Source organism: Nocardia terrae (genome assembly GCF_009760405.1).
Taxonomy (GTDB): domain Bacteria; phylum Actinomycetota; class Actinomycetes; order Mycobacteriales; family Mycobacteriaceae; genus Nocardia; species Nocardia terrae.
The window spans coordinates 109379-127282 of the sequence record NZ_WRPP01000004.1; the positions used below are offsets into that span (position 1 = coordinate 109379).

The 17904-nt window shown below is 66.2% G+C and carries 15 protein-coding genes and 1 tRNA gene; 8 read left to right on the forward strand and 8 right to left on the reverse strand.

All coding sequences use genetic code 11. From position 1 onward, the window contains the following. Positions 1 to 73 precede the first annotated feature (73 nt). Together GPX89_RS20660 and GPX89_RS20665 are read left to right on the forward strand one after the other, a co-directional pair. A complete protein-coding gene (locus tag GPX89_RS20660; protein WP_157389313.1) occupies positions 74 to 1129 on the forward strand; it encodes a hypothetical protein in 1056 nt (351 codons plus the stop codon). Positions 1130 to 1183: 54 nt separating this feature from the next. After that, positions 1184 to 1269 (forward strand) — tRNA-Ser (locus GPX89_RS20665). Here GPX89_RS20665 and GPX89_RS20670 read toward each other — a convergent pair. Beyond that, positions 1243 to 2733, reverse strand: a complete 1491-nt coding sequence (locus GPX89_RS20670) for a WS/DGAT domain-containing protein (RefSeq protein WP_157389314.1) — start codon at positions 2731 to 2733, stop codon at positions 1243 to 1245. The two genes, GPX89_RS20665 and GPX89_RS20670, sit on opposite strands and share 27 nt — an antisense overlap. Positions 2734 to 2830: 97 nt before the next feature. Here GPX89_RS20670 and qcrB point away from each other — a divergent pair, with 97 nt between their 5' ends. Then, entirely contained in the window at positions 2831 to 4492 is a 1662-nt protein-coding gene (gene qcrB, locus GPX89_RS20675; RefSeq protein ID WP_157389315.1) for a cytochrome bc1 complex cytochrome b subunit, read from the forward strand. Positions 4493 to 4559: 67 nt separating this feature from the next. Here qcrB and GPX89_RS20680 read toward each other — a convergent pair whose 3' ends face one another. Next, positions 4560 to 4769, reverse strand: a complete 210-nt coding sequence (locus tag GPX89_RS20680) for a DUF397 domain-containing protein (RefSeq protein ID WP_328602092.1) — start codon at positions 4767 to 4769, stop codon at positions 4560 to 4562. 393 nt (positions 4770 to 5162) lie between these two features. Between GPX89_RS20680 and GPX89_RS20685 the strand changes: the two genes are divergently transcribed. The 3 genes from GPX89_RS20685 (at position 5163) to GPX89_RS20695 (ending at position 7590) form a co-directional block, all read left to right on the forward strand. Beyond that, on the forward strand, positions 5163 to 5660 hold the full coding sequence (locus GPX89_RS20685) for a DUF309 domain-containing protein (protein ID WP_157389316.1): 498 nt from the start codon (positions 5163 to 5165) through the stop codon (positions 5658 to 5660). Between the two features lie 98 nt (positions 5661 to 5758). Further along, positions 5759 to 6709 (forward strand): tRNA glutamyl-Q(34) synthetase GluQRS, encoded by a 951-nt coding sequence (gene gluQRS, locus GPX89_RS20690; protein ID WP_328602093.1) that lies wholly within the window; start codon positions 5759 to 5761, stop codon positions 6707 to 6709. A gap of 59 nt (positions 6710 to 6768) precedes the next feature. Continuing rightward, positions 6769 to 7590 carry an RDD family protein gene (locus tag GPX89_RS20695; RefSeq protein WP_157389317.1) on the forward strand — a complete coding sequence of 274 codons (822 nt, stop codon included), beginning with the start codon at positions 6769 to 6771 and terminating at the stop codon, positions 7588 to 7590. A 74-nt stretch (positions 7591 to 7664) separates the two neighbouring features. Here the strand turns inward: GPX89_RS20695 and GPX89_RS20700 are convergent, their stop codons facing one another. Next, positions 7665 to 8219, reverse strand: coding sequence for a DUF4190 domain-containing protein (locus tag GPX89_RS20700; protein WP_157389318.1), 555 nt, complete (start codon positions 8217 to 8219; stop codon positions 7665 to 7667). Between the two features lie 76 nt (positions 8220 to 8295). Between GPX89_RS20700 and GPX89_RS20705 the strand changes: the two genes are divergently transcribed. Then, positions 8296 to 9051 carry a queuosine precursor transporter gene (locus GPX89_RS20705; RefSeq protein WP_157389811.1) on the forward strand — a complete coding sequence of 252 codons (756 nt, stop codon included), beginning with the start codon at positions 8296 to 8298 and terminating at the stop codon, positions 9049 to 9051. 20 nt (positions 9052 to 9071) lie between these two features. On the opposite strand, the gene tgt is transcribed toward GPX89_RS20705, so the two are convergent. The 5 genes from tgt to GPX89_RS20730 all read right to left on the reverse strand — a co-directional run bounded on the left by tgt (position 9072) and on the right by GPX89_RS20730 (position 15318). Further along, on the reverse strand, positions 9072 to 10340 hold the full coding sequence (tgt, locus tag GPX89_RS20710) for a tRNA guanosine(34) transglycosylase Tgt (protein ID WP_157389319.1): 1269 nt from the start codon (positions 10338 to 10340) through the stop codon (positions 9072 to 9074). 62 nt (positions 10341 to 10402) lie between these two features. Further along, complete coding sequence (locus GPX89_RS20715; RefSeq protein WP_157389320.1) at positions 10403 to 12367, reverse strand: ABC transporter ATP-binding protein; 1965 nt, start codon at positions 12365 to 12367, stop codon at positions 10403 to 10405. Beyond that, positions 12364 to 14097, reverse strand: coding sequence for an ABC transporter ATP-binding protein (locus tag GPX89_RS20720; RefSeq protein ID WP_157389321.1), 1734 nt, complete (start codon positions 14095 to 14097; stop codon positions 12364 to 12366). The genes GPX89_RS20715 and GPX89_RS20720 overlap by 4 nt, the downstream gene beginning before the upstream one ends. A gap of 55 nt (positions 14098 to 14152) precedes the next feature. Next, on the reverse strand, positions 14153 to 14692 hold the full coding sequence (locus GPX89_RS20725; protein ID WP_328602094.1) for an RrF2 family transcriptional regulator: 540 nt from the start codon (positions 14690 to 14692) through the stop codon (positions 14153 to 14155). A 38-nt stretch (positions 14693 to 14730) separates the two neighbouring features. Then, positions 14731 to 15318 carry a TetR/AcrR family transcriptional regulator gene (locus GPX89_RS20730; RefSeq protein WP_157389322.1) on the reverse strand — a complete coding sequence of 196 codons (588 nt, stop codon included), beginning with the start codon at positions 15316 to 15318 and terminating at the stop codon, positions 14731 to 14733. 217 nt (positions 15319 to 15535) lie between these two features. Between GPX89_RS20730 and GPX89_RS20735 the strand changes: the two genes are divergently transcribed. Further along, entirely contained in the window at positions 15536 to 17869 is a 2334-nt protein-coding gene (locus tag GPX89_RS20735; protein ID WP_328602095.1) for an MMPL family transporter, read from the forward strand. Positions 17870 to 17904 lie beyond the last annotated feature (35 nt).

The following is a 17904-nucleotide window of genomic DNA, read 5'->3' on the forward strand; positions in this document are numbered from 1 at the left end:
CCGCGCCGCCCGGGGTCGATACGATGCCAGCGATACGCGGACACCCGCTCATTTCCGGAGGGGAAAGAATCAGATGACGAGTTCCGATCCAGGACCGGGCGGGCAACACGACCCGGCGAAGGCCCAGGAGACCGCTCAGTGGTGGGCCACCCCGCCCACCGGCACCGATCCCGGCCAGCCGGTGCAGGGCGCGGACCCGACCATGTTGAACTACGCGGCCGGCGGCGGAATGGCCTACACACCGCCCGCCCAGGCCGTTCCGCAGATGCCGTCCGATGCCGGATACCCGCAGCAGCAGCCGATGACCGGCGGCGGCTACCCGCAGCCGATGTCCGGCGGCTACCCGCAGCAGCAGTACGCGGCGCCGCAACAGCAGTACGCGGCTCCCCAGCAGCAGTACGCCCCCGTCCCGCCGGTCGCGCCCGCCTACGGCTACGCCGCGCCGCCGCCCAAGGGCGGCAACAAGACCGGCTGGATCATCGGCGGTGTCGTCGGCCTGGTGGTGATCGTCGGCGCGGTCATCGGCATCGTCGCGCTCTCCAGCGGCTCCGGGCCGCTGAACAGCGACAAGAAGAACGCCGGCAAGTACACGATGGACAATGTCTCCAACGGCTGCAGCGTGATCGACACCTCGGCGCTCAGCAAGTTCGCCGCCAATTCCAAGGGCACCCCCGAGCACTCCGAGACCAAGGCCACCGACTACTCGGGCGGCCGCTTCGAATGCCGCGCGGGCAACGAGGAGACCACCAAGCCCGACAAGTACGGCTCCACCAACACCAACACCGCCGACCTGACCCTCGACGTGTCCTTCCTGAGCGGTACCTCCAGCGCGTACAACCGCCCGGAATACGACATCTGGAAGACCTCCGACACCGGCACCACCGGCAGCGGCCGCACCTCGGGTGACCTCGGCGGCATCGGCGAGGCGGGCTACTGGGTGTCCAAGTCCGACGACTACACCTACTTCACCACCACCGACTACACCTGCGCGGTCAAGGACGACAACGCCTCGGTCAAGATCAACATCCGCACCACCATGTACAAGGGCAAGGACGTCAGCAGGGACGATCTGGCCCAGGTCTGCAAGGACCAGACCCGCAAAGCGCTCGACAATGTGAAGAAGAAGTAGCCGCCGACCACTGCATTTGCTTCGACCAGGGGTGCACCCGGTATATTGCTCGGCGGAGGATTCGCCTAGTGGCCTATGGCGCTCGCCTGGAACGCGGGTTGGGTTAACAGCCCTCAGGGGTTCAAATCCCCTATCCTCCGCGCACGAAGGCCCCGGCCGGACTCAGTCCGGCCGGGGCCTTCCGCATTCCCGGGCCCGCGCCCGTCCGGCTGACCGGTGGCCTCGGGTTCCCGCAATGCGCAGGCAACCTCGTTCAGGGCCGATTCCAGCAGCCCCGCGTACCGGTCGGGATCAGGGATTACGGCTGGGTCGGCGTGGACCGAGATGGTGACGGTGTCGCCGAGGCCGTGTACGCCGTGGGTGAGGTGCATGACCGCGCCCAGGGCCGGGAAGCCCGCCGTGAAAAGGACCGCGCCGCCGCCGAACTCGAGATCCGCGGGCCCGCGGTCGACGCTGGAGACCACGGTGTGAGCCGAAACTCGTTCGGGGAGTGCGTCGATCGGGGCGTGAGCTACGTCACGGTAGAGCAGCGGGGCGGGGAGGACCGCGGTCACCGCGTCCTGGGCGCCCTGCAGCGGATGCGTGGCGCGCACCTTGCGCGCGGCGAGCTCGGCGGCGATGCGGTCGGCTCGGAGGCGGGGCAGGGGCTCGGCGAGGGCCAGATCCACCGACAGGTCGCGATAGCCGTTGCGGGCGTCGGCGGCGATCGCCATCGGCACCTGGGCGCGCAGGGCGGGGGCGGGCGCGCCGAGGTAGCGCTCCAGTGCCAGCGAGACCGCGGTGAGCGCCACAACCGTCACAGAGTGGTCCGGGACCCGCAGTCGATGTTTGTCGCACACCAGCATTCGCACGACATGCGAAACGGGGACCGCGCCGCCACCGTTCAGGGCGGCCGGTTCGACATCGGGTGCGGGCGGCGGGAGTGCTCCGGCCGTCGTCAGCTCGGCCAGCCGTTGCCGGGCGCGGCCGGCGGCCAACCCGCGAACGACGGTGCGGGCCATAGCGATCGGAAGCGCCGGCAGGGCGAGGGTTGCGGCGAGGGAGCTCAGCGCGGCCTCCCGGATCCGGTCCGGCAGCAGTCGGCGTGAGAGCGGCGCGGACGATCGCACACCCCGCGCTGCCGGTAATTCGCTGCGGCCGAACAACGCCCGCGCGATGACCGCGGCGCGGCGGCCGTCGGCCAGGGCGTGGGATAGCTGGAGCACCGCTACGAGCGCGGACTCACCGGTAGCGAATCCCGGGACTTCCCGGACATTCCGGAAGACGTGCAGCCGCCAGGGCCGATCGTTCGCACGCAGACCGGTGCCGAGCAGACCGCCGACCGCGGCGGTGACATTCGCCCACGTCGCCTCGGTGAGATCGGACTCGACGAACTGATCATTCGTGAATTCGCAAGCCGCCCAAATGGGATACGCAATGTTTGCAGGAGTATCCAGCACGTGTATCAGCAAATCCGGAATACCGGCGACCCGGTTCGCGACGGCCGCCCGCAGCCGCTCGGCGTCGCATCCGGTATCGGCGAAGCAGTAGAGCAGGAACAGATCGTTGCGGGTGCGCGCGGACAGCCAGTACATGGTGGCGTCCCGGGCGGCCAGGGAATTCACCCGATGACCCTAGCGAAAGCCCATACGACGCACCGGCTCTGGGTGCTACCGTTTGTAGTAGAAGCCTTTTCACTGTCCCGGGGGCGGGGTGACCGCAATGGCAACCACGGCACATCGATCCAAGACCGCCACTCGAGTGGCGGCACAAGCCGATGAGATGGACCAGCGGTACCGAGGTGCCGCATTCCTGAAAAGATCGATCAACAAGGTCTTTCCGACTCACTGGTCGTTCCTGCTCGGCGAAATAGCGCTCTACAGCTTCATCATTCTGCTGCTCTCCGGCGTCTATTTGACCTTGTATTTCGATCCGTCCATGCAGGACGTGACCTATAACGGGTCCTATCAGCCGCTGCGCGGGGTCACCATGTCCCGCGCCTACGAGACCGCGCTCAATATCTCCTTCGACGTGCGCGGCGGACTGTTCGTGCGGCAGGTACACCATTGGGCCGCACTGCTTTTCACGGCGTCCATGATCATCCACATGTGCCGGGTCTTCTTCACCGGCGCGTTCCGCAAGCCCCGCGAGGCCAACTGGGTGATCGGCGCGCTGCTGTTCATCATGGCCATGTTCGAGGGCTTCTTCGGCTATTCGCTGCCCGACGACCTGCTCTCCGGCACCGGCCTGCGCGCCGCCTTCGCGGGCATCACGCTCGGCAGCCCGGTCATCGGCACCTGGCTGCACTGGCTCATGTTCGGCGGGGACTTCCCCGGCACCATCATCATTCCGCGGCTCTACATCGCCCACGTCCTGCTGCTGCCCGGAATCATGCTGGCGCTCATCGGCGTCCACATCGCCCTGGTCTGGTACCAGAAGCACACCCAGTACCCGGGTCCCGGACGCAGCGAGAAGAACGTCGTCGGCACCCGCATCGTGCCGGTGTTCTCGCTGGACCAGGGCGCGTACTTCGCCTTCACCCTGGGCGTGCTGGCCATCATGGGCGGGATATTGCAGATCAATCCGATCTGGAATCTGGGGCCCTACAACCCCTCCCAGGTCTCCGCCGGCACCCAGCCCGACTTCTACATGATGTGGACCGACGGGTTCCTGCGCCTGTTCCCGGCCTGGGAGATGTACCCGTTCGGGCATACCGTCCCGGGGGCGTTCTCGGTGGCGCTGTTCATGCCGCTGATCTTCACGCTGATCATCGCCTACCCGTGGATCGAGAAACGGCTCACCGGCGACCGGGCCCGGCACAACCTGCTGCAGCGGCCGCGTGACGTGCCGGTGCGCACCTCGATCGGGGCCATGTCGCTGAGCTTCTATCTGATCCTCACGCTGGCCTGCGTCAACGACATCATCGCCTACAAGTTCGACATCTCCCTCAATGCCACCACCTGGGCCTTCCGGATCGGGCTGCTGACCGTGCCGCCGCTGGCGTACACCATCGCCTACCGGCTGTGCCTGGGCCTGCAGCGCGGCGACCGCGCCGTGCTCGAGCACGGCATCGAAACCGGTGTGGTGCGACGGCTTCCGCACGGCGAGTACATCGAGGTGCATCAACCGCTGGGACCGGTGGACGAGCACGGTCATCCGATTCCCCTGGAGTACCAGGGCGCCCGCGTGCCCCGGAAGATGAACGAGCTGGGCGTCGCCGGGCGTCCCGGAACGGGCGCGTTCTTCCGCGCGGACCCGCAGCAGGAGCGAGAGGTCAACGCCGCCAACGATCGCGAGGCCGAGCACGCGCAGCTGGCGGTGCTGCGCGCCGCACAGGAGAGCGCCGCGGGCAACGGGTCCGGCAACGGGCATCGGCCCGCCTAGTCACCGCACAGAGTGAAGCCCCGAGTCTCCGGGACTCGGGGCTTCTCTTTTTCCCGGTGGGGGCTGTTCAGGCCCGCTTGAACTCTCCGTCGGAGACGCCGGCTACGAAGGCGTCCCATTCGCCGGGGGTGAAGGCCAGGATCGGGCCGCGGCCGTGATCCTTGGTGTCGCGGACCGCGACATTGCCGTCGCCGAGAAATGCGACCTCCACGCAGTTGCCGTTGGGGCCGCTGTGTTTGCTCTTGCGCCAAACTGCGCCTGTGTAATCCACGTTCACGGTACTAGCTCCTTTGCTGCGTCAAGCACGAGATCTTGCTGGCAATGATCTTGGTGACCTAGGGATCCATCGAGAATCACGAATCCCTCGAGCGTCACGGGCCGCACGCAAACGCTCCGTACAACCTGTTCTCTGCACTTCGCGATGGGAATGCACCCCCGATGGCCGTTCCCGCGCTAAACACTAGCAGGGTTCGTCATAAGGAGATCGCATTCTTTCGTTTTCAATCAGCAAATATACGGCAAGGTTAGCCAGCAAATTATTTGCACGAAATTAGCCGCAATTTGAGGCTTTTGAATTTCAGAAGTCCGAATTCCGTTGCCTCGCCATTCGCGCACCCGCAGGCAAACTCCCCGCGCGGCGGCGGACCCGCCATGGGGAATCATGGAGGGCATGCCCACTGACTCCCAGGATGCCGCCGGGCGGGATCGCGACGACTCGGGACGCGCCCGGAATGCCCGTCCTCGTGACCGATTTGGGCGGCCCCTCCCCTTCGGCAGCACGGGCGTTCCCCGCATACCCGATGATCTCGACCTACCCCCGGCCGAAACCCTCGACTATGCCCAGCGCCTGCTCGATGACGGCCTCGCATTCAACGCGCACGAGGTACTCGAGGCCGCCTGGAAGAACGGTCCGTTCGCGGAGAAGTCGCTGTGGCAGGGCCTCGCGCAATTTGCCGTTGGACTGACCCACATTCAGCGGGGAAATTCGAAAGGGGCTCGCACCCTGCTGGAACGCGCGGTACAGCGCCTCACCGCCTACGGTCCCGCCCCCTACGGCATCGACTCGCCCGGCCTACTGGCCTGCGCCGACACCCTGCTCACCGCAATTGACCAGGGAAAACCCGTTTCCGAGAACGATCTTCGGCCACGGCTCACAATCCCGCACTGAATTCGCAATCCGACTGCTGACCGACACTCGGTGTGTACACCCGCAATAATGCGAAGGATCGGCGGCACTGCGAAGTGTGCGAACTACCATCGACAGACGTGCCCACCGACCCCCCCACAGCAACGCCCGACCGGGCCGCAGGAAAACCCGGGAACGGCCGCTTCGCGCCCAGCCCCTCGGGCGACCTGCACCTGGGGAATCTGCGCACCGGGCTGCTGGCTTGGCTGTTCGCCCGCTCCACCGGGCGCGGATTCCTGATGCGCGTCGAGGATCTGGACCGGGTGCGGCCGGGCGCGGCCGAACGGCAACTGGCGGACCTCGCGGCCATCGGATTGGACTGGGACCCGCCGGTGGTGTGGCAGTCCGAGCGACTGCTCCTCTACCGGGCGGCCATCGAACGCCTGATCGCGGCGGAACTGACGTATGAATGCTTCTGCACCCGAAAGGAAATCCAGCAGGCGGTCACCGCACCGCACGGACCGATGGGCGCGTATCCCGGAACCTGCCGGAATCTGACCGACCTGCAGAAACGGCAGCGCCGCGCCGAGGGCCGCCCCGCCGCACTCCGATTGCGCGCGGGCGTCACCGAATTCACCGTCACCGACCGACTGCTCGGTGAATACCGCGGCGCGGTCGACGATCTGGTGCTGCGCCGCGGCGACGGGACTCCCGCCTACAACCTCGCGGTCGTCGTCGACGACGCCGACCAGGGCATCGACCAGGTGGTCCGGGGCGACGACCTGCTGCCCTCCACCCCGCGCCAGGCCTATCTGGCGACCCTGCTCGAACTGCCCGTGCCCGAATACGCCCACGTGCCACTGGTACTGAACCCGGCCGGGCAGCGCCTCGCGAAACGCGACGGCGCGGTCACCCTGCGGGATCGGATGGCCCTCGGCGAGTCCCCGCAGCGTGTGCTGGGCCTGCTCGCGGAATCATTGGGCTACACCGACGCAACCACGCCATCCGGGCTTCTGAAACAATTCCGCCCGGAAACCCTGCCGCGCGAGCCGTGGAGACTCGACCCGAACGGGTTGTTGCAACCGAGCTGATATCCGTAACGTACGCACTCGACCAGATCCCGAACGAATTCGACGAGGACGGCGAAACAATGACGAGCGGTGGGTACGACCCCAACCAATATCCGCAGGGTGGCCAGCCGTATGGGCAGCAGCCGTACGGCCAGCAGCCCCAGCAGCCGTACGGGCAGCAGCCCTACGGCCAGCAGTCCGATCCCTACGGTCAGCAACAGCCGCAGCAGCCTTACGGTCAGCAGCCTTACGGTCAGCAGCCCTACGGTCAGCAGTCCGACCCTTACGGTCAGCAGCAGCCGCAGTACGGTCAGCAGCCCTCGTACGGTCAGCAGTCCGATCCTTATGGCCAGCAGCCCTCGTTCGGGCAGTCCGACGCCTACGGTCAGCAGCAGCCCTACGGTCAGCAGCCCTACCAGCAGTACCCGGGCGGCCAGCCCGGTTACGGCGCACCGGGTTTCGGCGGCACGCAGCCGGGTGACCTGTGGACCCGCTTCGGCGCGCGTGTCATCGACTGGCTCATCGCCGGTATCCCGGCCGGTATCGTCGTCGGGATCCTCGAGGTCGCCATGGGTGGCGGAACCGTCGCCTCCATCATCGGCATGGCCCTCATCTACCTGGTCATCACCGCGTACTTCGTGCTGATGGAGACCCAGATGGGTGGCCAGACCCTCGGCAAGAAGCTGCTCGGCCTGCGGGTGATGGGACCGGGCGGTGCGCCGCTCACCATCGAGACGTCGCTGAAGCGCAATATCTTCGTCGCGGCCAACATCGTCTACTGCCTGGGCAACCTGCTCAGCCTCGGCCTGATGATCTACATCGCGGTCACCATCGAGCAGGACCCGAACAAGCAGGGCTGGCACGACAAGTTCGCGGGCGGCACCCAGGTGCTGAAGGGCTGACGCCCTCCGCTGTACAGAAATGGGGACGCATCCTTTCCGGATGCGTCCCCATTTCTCTTGCTATCCAGCGCTTTTCAGTTGTACGGCGCGGACATGCCGAAAGCGAGGAGCGCCAGCAGCAGACCGAGGCCGATGACGGTGCCGACCGCGCCCACCCAGATGCCGGCCAGCGCCTGACCGCGACCGCCCTGCGGGTTGCTCTTGATCTGATTCAGCGCCACGATGCCCATCACCAGGCCGGCGATCGAGACGACCGGGACGAAGACGCAGATGAACAGGCTGGGCAGGCCGATGATCGACACCACCATGGAGGCGATGGCCAGCGAGTTGTTCTGCTGGACCGGCAGCGAGTAACCGTAGGGCTGGTAGCCCGGATAGCCGTAGCCCTGCGGCTGTTGGGCGGGCGCGGGATAGCCCGGAGCCGGATTCGCCTGCGGCGGCGGGTAATTCGGGTATACCGGCTGTGGCGGCGGGGTCATCGGCTGCTGCTGGTACTGCGGGGCGGAGCTGTATCCGGCCGGCGGTTGCGGGGGCGTCGGCTGCTGCGGTGCCGCGGGCGGGGTCTCGGGCGAGACGCCCTCACCGCCGTACTGCTTCCACCACTCGTCGGAATCGCCGGGATTCGTCATTCGCTCAGCCTAGGTCACCCACCTGCCGGTGCGTATCGCTCCAGGCAGGGATACTTTCCGCGTGAGTGAATCGAAAATGGTCGATACCGACCGATCTGGACACCCCACGTCGGAGCACGCGGCTTTCGCGGACGCGGCGGGGGGATATTTCACACCGGTGGCCGTCGCCTTCACGGCCGTACTGCTGATCTCCAATGTCTGCGTCGCCAAGGGCGTGCAGTTCTTCTCCGGGTCCCATATCTCCTTCGGGCCCATCACCGTGCTGCCGCTGACCATGGACGGCGCGTTCTTCCTGTTCCCGCTCGCCTACGTCATCGGCGACATCCTCAGCGAGGTCTACGGTTTCCGTGCGACCCGCCGCATCGTCTACTACGGGTTCGGCGCGCTGCTGCTGATGATCATTTGCTTCCAGATCGTCATCAAGCTGCCCACCGGCGACCTCGATCAGAACGGCTCGGCCTTCGGCGATGTCCTCGGCCATACGCCGCAGCTGGCCTTCGCCGGAATCGCCGGGTACTTCGTCGGCCAGTTCCTGAACTCGATCACCCTGGTGCTCATCAAGGAGAAGACCAAGGAGAAGCACCTGTGGGCCCGACTACTCGGCTCCACCGTGGCCGGCGAGGTCGGCGACACCTTCGTGTTCTGCTCCATAGCCGCCACCGCCATCGGCATCCACAGCTGGGGTGACTACTTCAACTACACGATCGTGGGCTTCGTCTGGAAGACCCTGGTCGAGATGTGCGTGCTGCCGATCAGCTACCGCTGCATCGCCTTCCTGAAGAAGCGTGAGCCCTCGTACCGCCCGCGCGAGCGCTCGGCCATCTACGAATAGGGGTTTCGGCGCGGTCGCGTCTAATTCCCTTGCAGTCCAGGGGCTTTGATGCGACCGCGCCAACGGCCGAGGAAATCGGTCTTGTAATCGTCGAAATAGCCGCCGTCCAGGCTTTCCCGCACCCGGTCCACCAGCCGAACCGTGAACCGCTCGTTGTGGATGGTGCACAGCGTCGCCGCGAGAATCTCTTTCGCCTTGAACAGGTGATGGATATAGGCGCGGGTGTAATTGGCGCAGGTATAGCAGTCGCAGGTCTCGTCGATGGGCGTGAAGTCCCGCTTGAACCGCGCCGTATTGATATTGAAGCGGCCCTCGTCGGTGTAGAGCGCCGCATTGCGGGCCACGCGTGAGGGATTCACGCAGTCGAAGGTGTCCGCGCCGTTCTCCACGGCGGTGAAAATATCCTCGGGCTCGCTGATGCCGAGCAGATGGCGCGGCTTGTTCTCGGGCAGTTCGTCGCAGCACCAGCCGACGATGGTGCCGAGATTGTGCTTCTCCAGCGCACCGCCGATGCCGTATCCGTCGAATCCGGTTCCGGCCTCGCCGCGCAGCGCCTCCAGATCGCGACATGCCTTGCGGCGCAGGTCCTCGTACTGCGCGCCCTGGATGACGCCGAACAGCGCCTGATACGGCCGATGCGAGCGCGCCGCGGTGAGCCGCTCGTGCTCGTCGAGGCAGCGCTTGGCCCACCGACGCGTGCGCTCCAGCGATTCCTCCTGGTAGCCACGGGTATTCATGAGCGTGGTGAGCTCGTCGAAGGCCATCATGACGTCCGCGCCCAGCTGATGCTGGATGCCCATGGACACCTCGGGAGTGAAGCGGTGCTTCGAACCGTCCAGGTGCGAGCGAAAGGTGACGCCGTCGTCGTCGACGTGGGCGAGGCGCTCCTTGCCCTTGGCGATCACGTCGTCGCTCTGCACGCCGACCGACTCCATGGCCAGCACCTTCTTGAACCCGACGCCCAGCGACATGACCTGGAAGCCGCCCGAGTCGGTGAAGGTCGGGCCCTTCCAGTTCATGAACGCGGCCACGCCCCCGGCCTCGTCGACGATGTCGGGACCGGGCTGCAGGTACAGGTGGTAGGCATTCGCGAGCAGCGCCTGTGAACCGAGTTCCTTCATGGTCTCCGGCAGTACGGCCTTGACCGTCGCCTTCGTGCCGACCGGTGTGAAGGCGGGCGTGGCGATGTCGCCGTGCGGCGTACTGATCACGCCCGTCCTGCCGTGCCGCCCTTCCAGACGGGTACCGACCTTGAACGAGAACTCGGAGGCAGCAGACACGAAGCCCATCCTCTCACTTCGTGAAAAGTGGCCTGGCCCGCACCTCTGGGTGCGGGCCAGGGCGGGCCGGACTACTTGGTCAGCGCGACCGCGTCCGGTTCCGGATCGTCCACATTGTTGCCCTCGCCATCGGTGATGGCGGCGGCGAACTGCGCGTTGTAGAGCCGGTAGTACGCACCCCGGGCCTGCAGCAGCTGCTCGTGCGTGCCCTGCTCGACGATCTTGCCCTTCTCCATCACCACGATGGTGTCGGCGTCGCGGATCGTCGAAAGCCGGTGCGCGATCACGAAACTCGTGCGATCCCGGCGCAGCGCCGCCATGGCGTGCTGCACCAGCAGCTCGGTGCGGGTGTCGACCGAGCTGGTGGCCTCGTCCAGGATCAGGATCGAGGGCTTGGCCAGGAACGCGCGCGCGATCGTGATGAGCTGCTTCTCGCCGGCGCTGACGCCGGAGCCCTCCTCGTCGATCACCGTGTCGTAGCCCAGCGGCAGCGCGTGCACGAACCGGTCCACGTACGCCGCCCGGGCGGCCGTGAGGATCTCCTCCTCGGAGGCGTTCGGATTGCCGTAGGCGATGTTCTCGCGGATGGTGCCGCCGAACAGCCAGGTGTCCTGCAGCACCATGCCCATGCGCGAACGCAGGCGGTCGCGGGAGATGCCGGTGATGTCGACGCCGTCGATGGTGATCGCGCCCGAATCCACCTCGTAGAACCGCATGAGCAGGTTGACCAGCGTGGTCTTGCCCGCGCCGGTCGGCCCGACGATGGCCACCACGTGTCCGGGTTCGGCCACCAGCGAGAGGTTCTCGATGATCGGCGTCTCCGGCTCGTAGCGGAAGGACACGTCCTCGAACGCGACCCGGCCGCGATCCACCGGCCGCGAATCCTCCGGATCCGGATCCGCCGACTGCTCCTCGGCGTCGAGGATCTCGAAGATGCGCTCGGCCGAGGCCACACCCGACTGCAGCAGGTTCATCATCGAACCGATCTGGGTGAGCGGCTGGGTGAATCCGCGCGAGTACTGGATGAACGCCTGCACCTCACCCAGCGACAGCTGACCCGACGCCACCCGCAGGCCGCCGACCACGGCGATCAGCACGTAGTTCAGGTTCCCGAGGAACATGATCGCGGGCATGATCAGGCCGGAGATGAACTGCGACTTGAACGAGGCGTTGTAGAGCTTCTCGTTGGTGGCGTCGAACTCCTCGCCCACCTCGCGCACGCGGCCGAAGGCCGAGACCACCTCGTGGCCGGTGAAGGCCTCCTCGACCTGCGCGTTGACCTGGCCGGTGTACTTCCACTGGTCCACGAAGTGCGGCTTGGAGCGCTTGGCGATCTGCGCGGTCACGATGATCGCCAACGGCACGGTGAGCAGGGCGATCAGGGCCAGGACCCAGGAGATCCAGAACATCATGATCAGGATGCCGATCACCGACAGCACGTTGATGAGCAGCTGCGACATGGTCTGCTGCAGCGTCTGCGCCATATTGTCGACGTCATTGGTGACGCGGGAGAGCACATCGCCGCGCGGCATGGAGTCGAAGTAGCGCAGCGGCAGCCGGTGCAGCTTCTCCTCGATCTGCGCGCGCAGCCGCTTCACGGTCCGGTTGATCACGATGATCAGCAGCTGCGCCTCCAGCCACTGGAACACCGCCGCCCCGATGTAGAGCGCCAGCACCCCGGCCAGCACATGGCCGACCGCGGTGAAATCGATTCCCGTACCGGGAATCACGTTCATGCTCGCCAGCATGTCGGCGAAGGTGTTGTTGCCGTTCGCGCGCAGCCCCGCGACCAGTTCGTCCTTGCTGTGCCCCGCGGGCAGCGACTTGCCGACCACACCGTCGAAGATGAGGTTGGTGGCCTTGCCGAGGATCTGCGGGCCCAGGGTGTTCAGCACCACCGAGCCCACGGCCAGCACGAAGACGATCGCGAGATAGAAGCGATCGGGTGCGAGCATGCGCAACAGGCGCTTCAGCGACGGGCCGAAGGACTTCGCCTTCGCGTCCGGCGCACCGGGATTGACGCCGCCGGGCCTCATCGCACCTCCTCCGCGCTGAACTGCGACTCCACGATCTCGCGGTATTCCGAACAGTCCCTCAGCAATTGGTCGTGGGTGCCGATGCCGGCCATCGCGCCGTCCTCCAGCACCACGATCTGGTCCGCGTCGCGAATGGTCGAGATCCGTTGCGCCACAATGATGACCGACGCGTTCGAGGTCTCCGGCTTCAGAGCGTCGCGCACCCGCACGTCGGTGGCCACGTCGAGGGCGGAGAAGCAGTCGTCGAACAGGTAGATGCGCGGCTTGCGCACCAGCGCGCGGGCGATGGCCAGGCGCTGACGCTGACCACCCGAGACGGTCGTACCGCCCTGTGCCACAGGCGTTTCCAGGCCCTGCGGCATCTCGCGCACGAAGTCGGCGGCCTGCGCGATCTCGAGCGCGTGCCAGAGCTCCTCGTCGGTGGCGTCGGGCTTGCCGTAGCGCAGATTGGAGGCGACGGTGCCGGAGAACAGGTACGCCTTCTGCGGCACCAGGCCGATTTCCGAACGCAACGTCTCCAATTGGAGGTGGCGCACATCGGTGCCGCCCACGTAGACCGCGCCGTCGGTGACGTCGATGAGCCGCGGAATCAGATTGACCAGCGTGGTCTTGCCCGAACCCGTCGCACCCACGATGGCGGTGGTGGTGCCCGGCGCGGTCTGGAACCGGATGGCCCGCAGCACCGGCTTCTCCGCGCCCGGGAACTTGAACTCCGCGAACTGCAGGTCCACCGTGCCCGGGTCGCCCTTGAACGGCTGCGGCAGTCGCGGTTCGGCCACCGAGGACTCGGTGTCGAGCACCCCGCCGATGCGCTCGGCGGAGACCGCGGCGCGCGGGGCCATCATGGCCAGGAAGGAGGCCATCATGACCGCCATCAGGATCTGCATGATGTAGGCGAGCATCGCGGTCAGCGTGCCGATCTGCATCTCACCGTTGTCGATGCTGTGGCCGCCGAACCAGATGACGCCGACCGTGGTCACATTGGAGATCAACATGACCACGGGGAACATGAGCGCCATGTACCGGCCGACATACAGCGACTGGTTGGTCAGCTCGGTATTGGCGACCCCGAAGCGCCAGGTCTCCTGCCGCTCCCGCACGAATGCGCGCACCACGCGGATGCCCGTGATCTGTTCGCGCAGTACGCGGTTCACCGCGTCGATGCGCTCCTGCATGCGCCGGAACCCCGGCACCATGCGGCTGATGATGAAGGCCATGGACAGGCCCAGCGCCGGCACCGCGATCAACAGCAGCCACGACAGCTGCACGCTCTCCTTCAACGCCATGAAGATGCCGCCGACGCACATGATCGGGGCCATGACCAGGATGGTGGCGCTCATGACCACGAGCAGCTGCACCTGCCCGACGTCATTGGTATTGCGCGTGATGAGCGACGGCGCACCGAACACGCCGACCTCGCGCGCGGAGAAGGTGCCGACCCGGTGCAGCAGGGCCGCGCGCATATCGCGCCCCGCGCCCATCGCGGCCTGCGAGCCCAGGTAGACCGAGAGCGCCTGGGCGACGATCTGGATGGCGGTCACCAGCAGCATCCAGCCGCCGGTGGACCAGATATAGCCGATATCGCCCTTGGTGACGCCGTTGTCGATGATGTCGGCGTTCAACGTGGGCAGATACAGCATGGCGATGACCGAGATCAGCTGGAGCACGACGACCCCCGCCAACTGCTTGCGGTAGGGCCACAGGAAGGTGCGTAGGAGTCGGATCAACATGATGGTGGCAGGCTACCGCCGAAACCGAACCGCCGCCGCGACGTTTTCCGGTCTGTCAGATGTCAGGCTGATCCAGATCACGCCACTCCACCGCGATCGGACCGCGCTCCGGGGTGGGGGCCGGGGTGGCCTCGGGACGGGGGCGGCGGGTCCAGGCGTCGGGGTCGCGGAGCAGTTCGTCCAGGAACGAGGGCAGCAGGTCGTGGGCGATGTCGGCGATGGTGACCCGCTCCAGGATCGAGCGGATGTTCACACGCAATCCGATCCACACCCGCTGCAGCGATTCGGCGGCGCCCGGGTAGGTCACGTCCTCGGGCCGCTGTCCGCGCACCGAGGCCAGCGGACCCTCCACCGCGCGGATCACATCCGCGACGCTGATCTCCGCCGCCGGGCGGGCCAGCCGGTAGCCGCCGTCGGGTCCGCGGCGGCTGGTGACCAGTCCGCCCTTGCGCAGATCCGCGACCACCGATTCCAGCACCTTGGGCGGGATGTCCTGGGCGGCCACGATGGCGTCGGCCTTCACCGAATCCGGTTGCGCCTTCGCGATTTCCACGAGCGTGCGCACCGCGTAATCGACCTTCGCGGTGATGTGCACGGGAGCTCCTGATCAAGATCGGTGGTAAGAGAAAAACCCTATCGCGCCGGATAGAGCACGCCGAGTGCGGCATTCAACAGTGTCGCCTCGATGTGATCGATATCGGTGTCGGGCACGATCTCCTGGGACATCATGGCGGTGCTGAGCACCTGCATGGCCGCGGTGGCGCGCAGCAGGGTATCGGCGTCGGCATGGGGCCCGGCCAGCCATCGGCAGGTGCGGTGGTGCAATTCGATCAGGTCGGGGTAGCGATTGCCGAGGGCGTTGACGATGGCGACCGTGTCGCGCATGCACAGCGCGCCCACTTTCCGATTGGCGAGGGTCGAACGCAGGCGTTCCCGGATGACCGCGCGCACGTTCTCGGGAGTGTGCGCGATCTCGTCGAGGCCCTCGACCTGCGTGCGCACCTCGTCGAACATCGGCTCGATGATCGCGACCAGCAGATCGACCTTCGAGGCGTAGTGATAGTAGAGCGAGGCTTTTGTGATTCCCACCGCATCGGCGACCTCACGCAGACTGCTGTGATCGAAGCCCTTGGTCGAAAACAGCTGGAGAGCCGCGTCCCGGATCGCGTCCTTGGTGCTGCGACCTGCGACGACCGTTCCGGAAACGACTGGGGCACCCATGGTCTCATCCTCTCACCCGCCCTCGAAATGCGACGCACGCCACCTAGAGTCGAGGTTGTTCCTCCGCTTAACCGCTCGGTAGTCTACCTACCGCACGGTAGGCAGAATTAGTTTCGTGGAGGCGGGGGGCCTTGGAGCTCCCGGCGGCAGTGCCTGTCTACGCGCTCGCGCAAGCACCCTGTTTCGCCCGATAACCATTCGCCCAGGAGAACCCCTCGTGTCCGTATACCTCTATCGGTGGGGAAAGTTCGCCTTCCGCCGGAAATGGATAGTCATCTCGGCGTGGATCGCCGGGCTGCTCATCATCGGCGGCACCGGCGCCGCCCTCGCCAAACCCTTCCAGGACAGCTTCTCCATGCCCGGCCTGCCGTCGGAGCGGGCCACCGAGATCCTCGACAAGCACTTCCCCGGTGCCTCCAAGGATTTCGACGCCAACGCCGTCAGCGGCACCTATGTGATCGCCGCGCCCGAGGGTAAGAAGCTGACCGACCCCGAGTACGCGAACGCGCTGCAGGGGTTCATGAACGACCTCAACGGTCTGTCGATCGTGGACAAGTCGGACCCGAAGAAGGCGCCGATGAATCCCGTCGACGTCACCAAGCAGATCGGCAAGGCCGCGGGCGTCGACTGCCTCGACGGCGATCGATCCGCTGCGAACTTCGCCGCCAGCTGCTCGAACGCACCGCTCAACGTCCTGAACAAGACCAACCCGGACTCGGTCGCGGTCGTCAAGGTCACGTACACCATTCCCAAGTTCTCCGACATCAAGCCGGCCGACCAGGACGCGGCCTATGACATCGGCAAGAACGCCCGGGCCGCCGGGCTGCAGGTCGAGCTCACCGGCAATATCGAGCAGAAGCAGGCCGCCGGTGGCGCGTCCGAGATGATCGGCATCGGCGTCGCGCTGGTGGTCATGATCATCGCGTTCGGTGCGATCGTCGCCGCGTTCGTGCCCATCATCACCGCGATCTTCGGTGTCGGCACCGCCATGGCCATCATCATGTTCGGCACCCACTGGCTGACCATGCCCAGCTTCACCCCGACGCTGGCGTCGATGATCGGCATCGCCCTGTCCATCGACTACGCCATGTTCGTCGTGTCGCGGTACAAACACGAACTGGCCGTATCGGATTCGCCGGAAGAGGCGGCGGGCACCGCGGTCGGCACCGCCGGTTCCGCGGTCATCTTCGCCGGTCTGACCGTCATCGTCGCGCTGGCCGGGCTCAGCTTCGTGGGCGTCAGCTTCCTCACCTACATGGGTATCGGCGGCGCGATCACGGCCGCGATGGCGGTGCTGGTCGCCGTGACCCTGATGCCCGCACTGATCGGCGCGTTCGGCAAGACCCTGTTCAAGCCGAAGCTGCCGCTGGTCGCCCAGCACGATCCCGAGGACGAGAACTCGGTCACCAATGGCATTCGGTTCGCGCGCTTCATCGGCAAGGCTCCGTGGCTGACCCTCGCGGCGTCGGTGGTGCTGCTGGGCCTGCTGGCCGCACCGGCCGCGAATCTGCAACTGGGCCTGCCCGGCGGCGACTCGATGCCCAAGGACACCACCCTCTACAAGGCATACGACTTGCAGACCAAGGGTTTCGGTGAGGGCTCCAACGGCACGCTGATGGTGGCCGTGGACCTGTCGAAGACGCCGGAAGGCGAGCGCGACAAGGCGCTCGGGGACCTGCGCAAGACACTGGCCGACTACTCCGGCATGGACTACCTGACCGCCACCCAGCGCAGTCAGGACGGGCAGGCCGCCCTGTTCATGGGCGTGCCCAAATCCGGGCCGAACAACAAGGAAACCAAGGATCTCGTCGAGAACGCGCGCGACGCGGAATCCAAGTTCAACAGCCAGTACGGCATGGAATACGGCATCACCGGCACCACCGCCATCTACACCGATGTCTCACAGGCCCTGCTGCACAAGATCATTCCGTACCTGTCCATCGTGGCCGGCGCGGCGTTCCTGCTGCTGCTGTTGGTCTTCCGCTCCATCCTGGTCCCGCTGACCGCCGCCCTCGGCTTCCTGCTCTCCATGGCGGCCACCTTCGGCGCGACGGTGCTGCTGTTCCAGGAGGGCAAGGGCGGCCTGTTCGACCCGCACCCGCTGGTCAGCTTCCTGCCGATCATGTTGATCGGCTTGGTATTCGGCCTCGCCATGGACTACCAGGTCTTCCTGGTCACCCGCATGCGTGAGGAATACGTCCACGGCAAGTCCGCCAAGGACGCCATGATCAGCGGCTACCACCACGGCGCCCGCGTCGTGACCTCCGCCGCCATCATCATGATCTCGGTCTTCAGCGCCTTCATGCTCGACGACAACGTGGTGGCCAAGTCCATGGGCTTCGCCATGGCGGCGGGCGTCTTCTTCGACGCCTTCATCGTCCGCATGGTGCTGATCCCGTCCCTGCTCGCCCTGCTGGGCAACTGGGCCTGGTGGATGCCCAAGTGGCTCGACCGCATCCTCCCCGACATCGACGTGGAAGGCTCCAAGCTCACCGAGCTGAAGCAGAACTCCGCGGTTGTCGAGGACAAGCAGCCGGTCACGGTCGGCTGATATATCGCTGAACGACGCGGCCCCCATCCGATTCC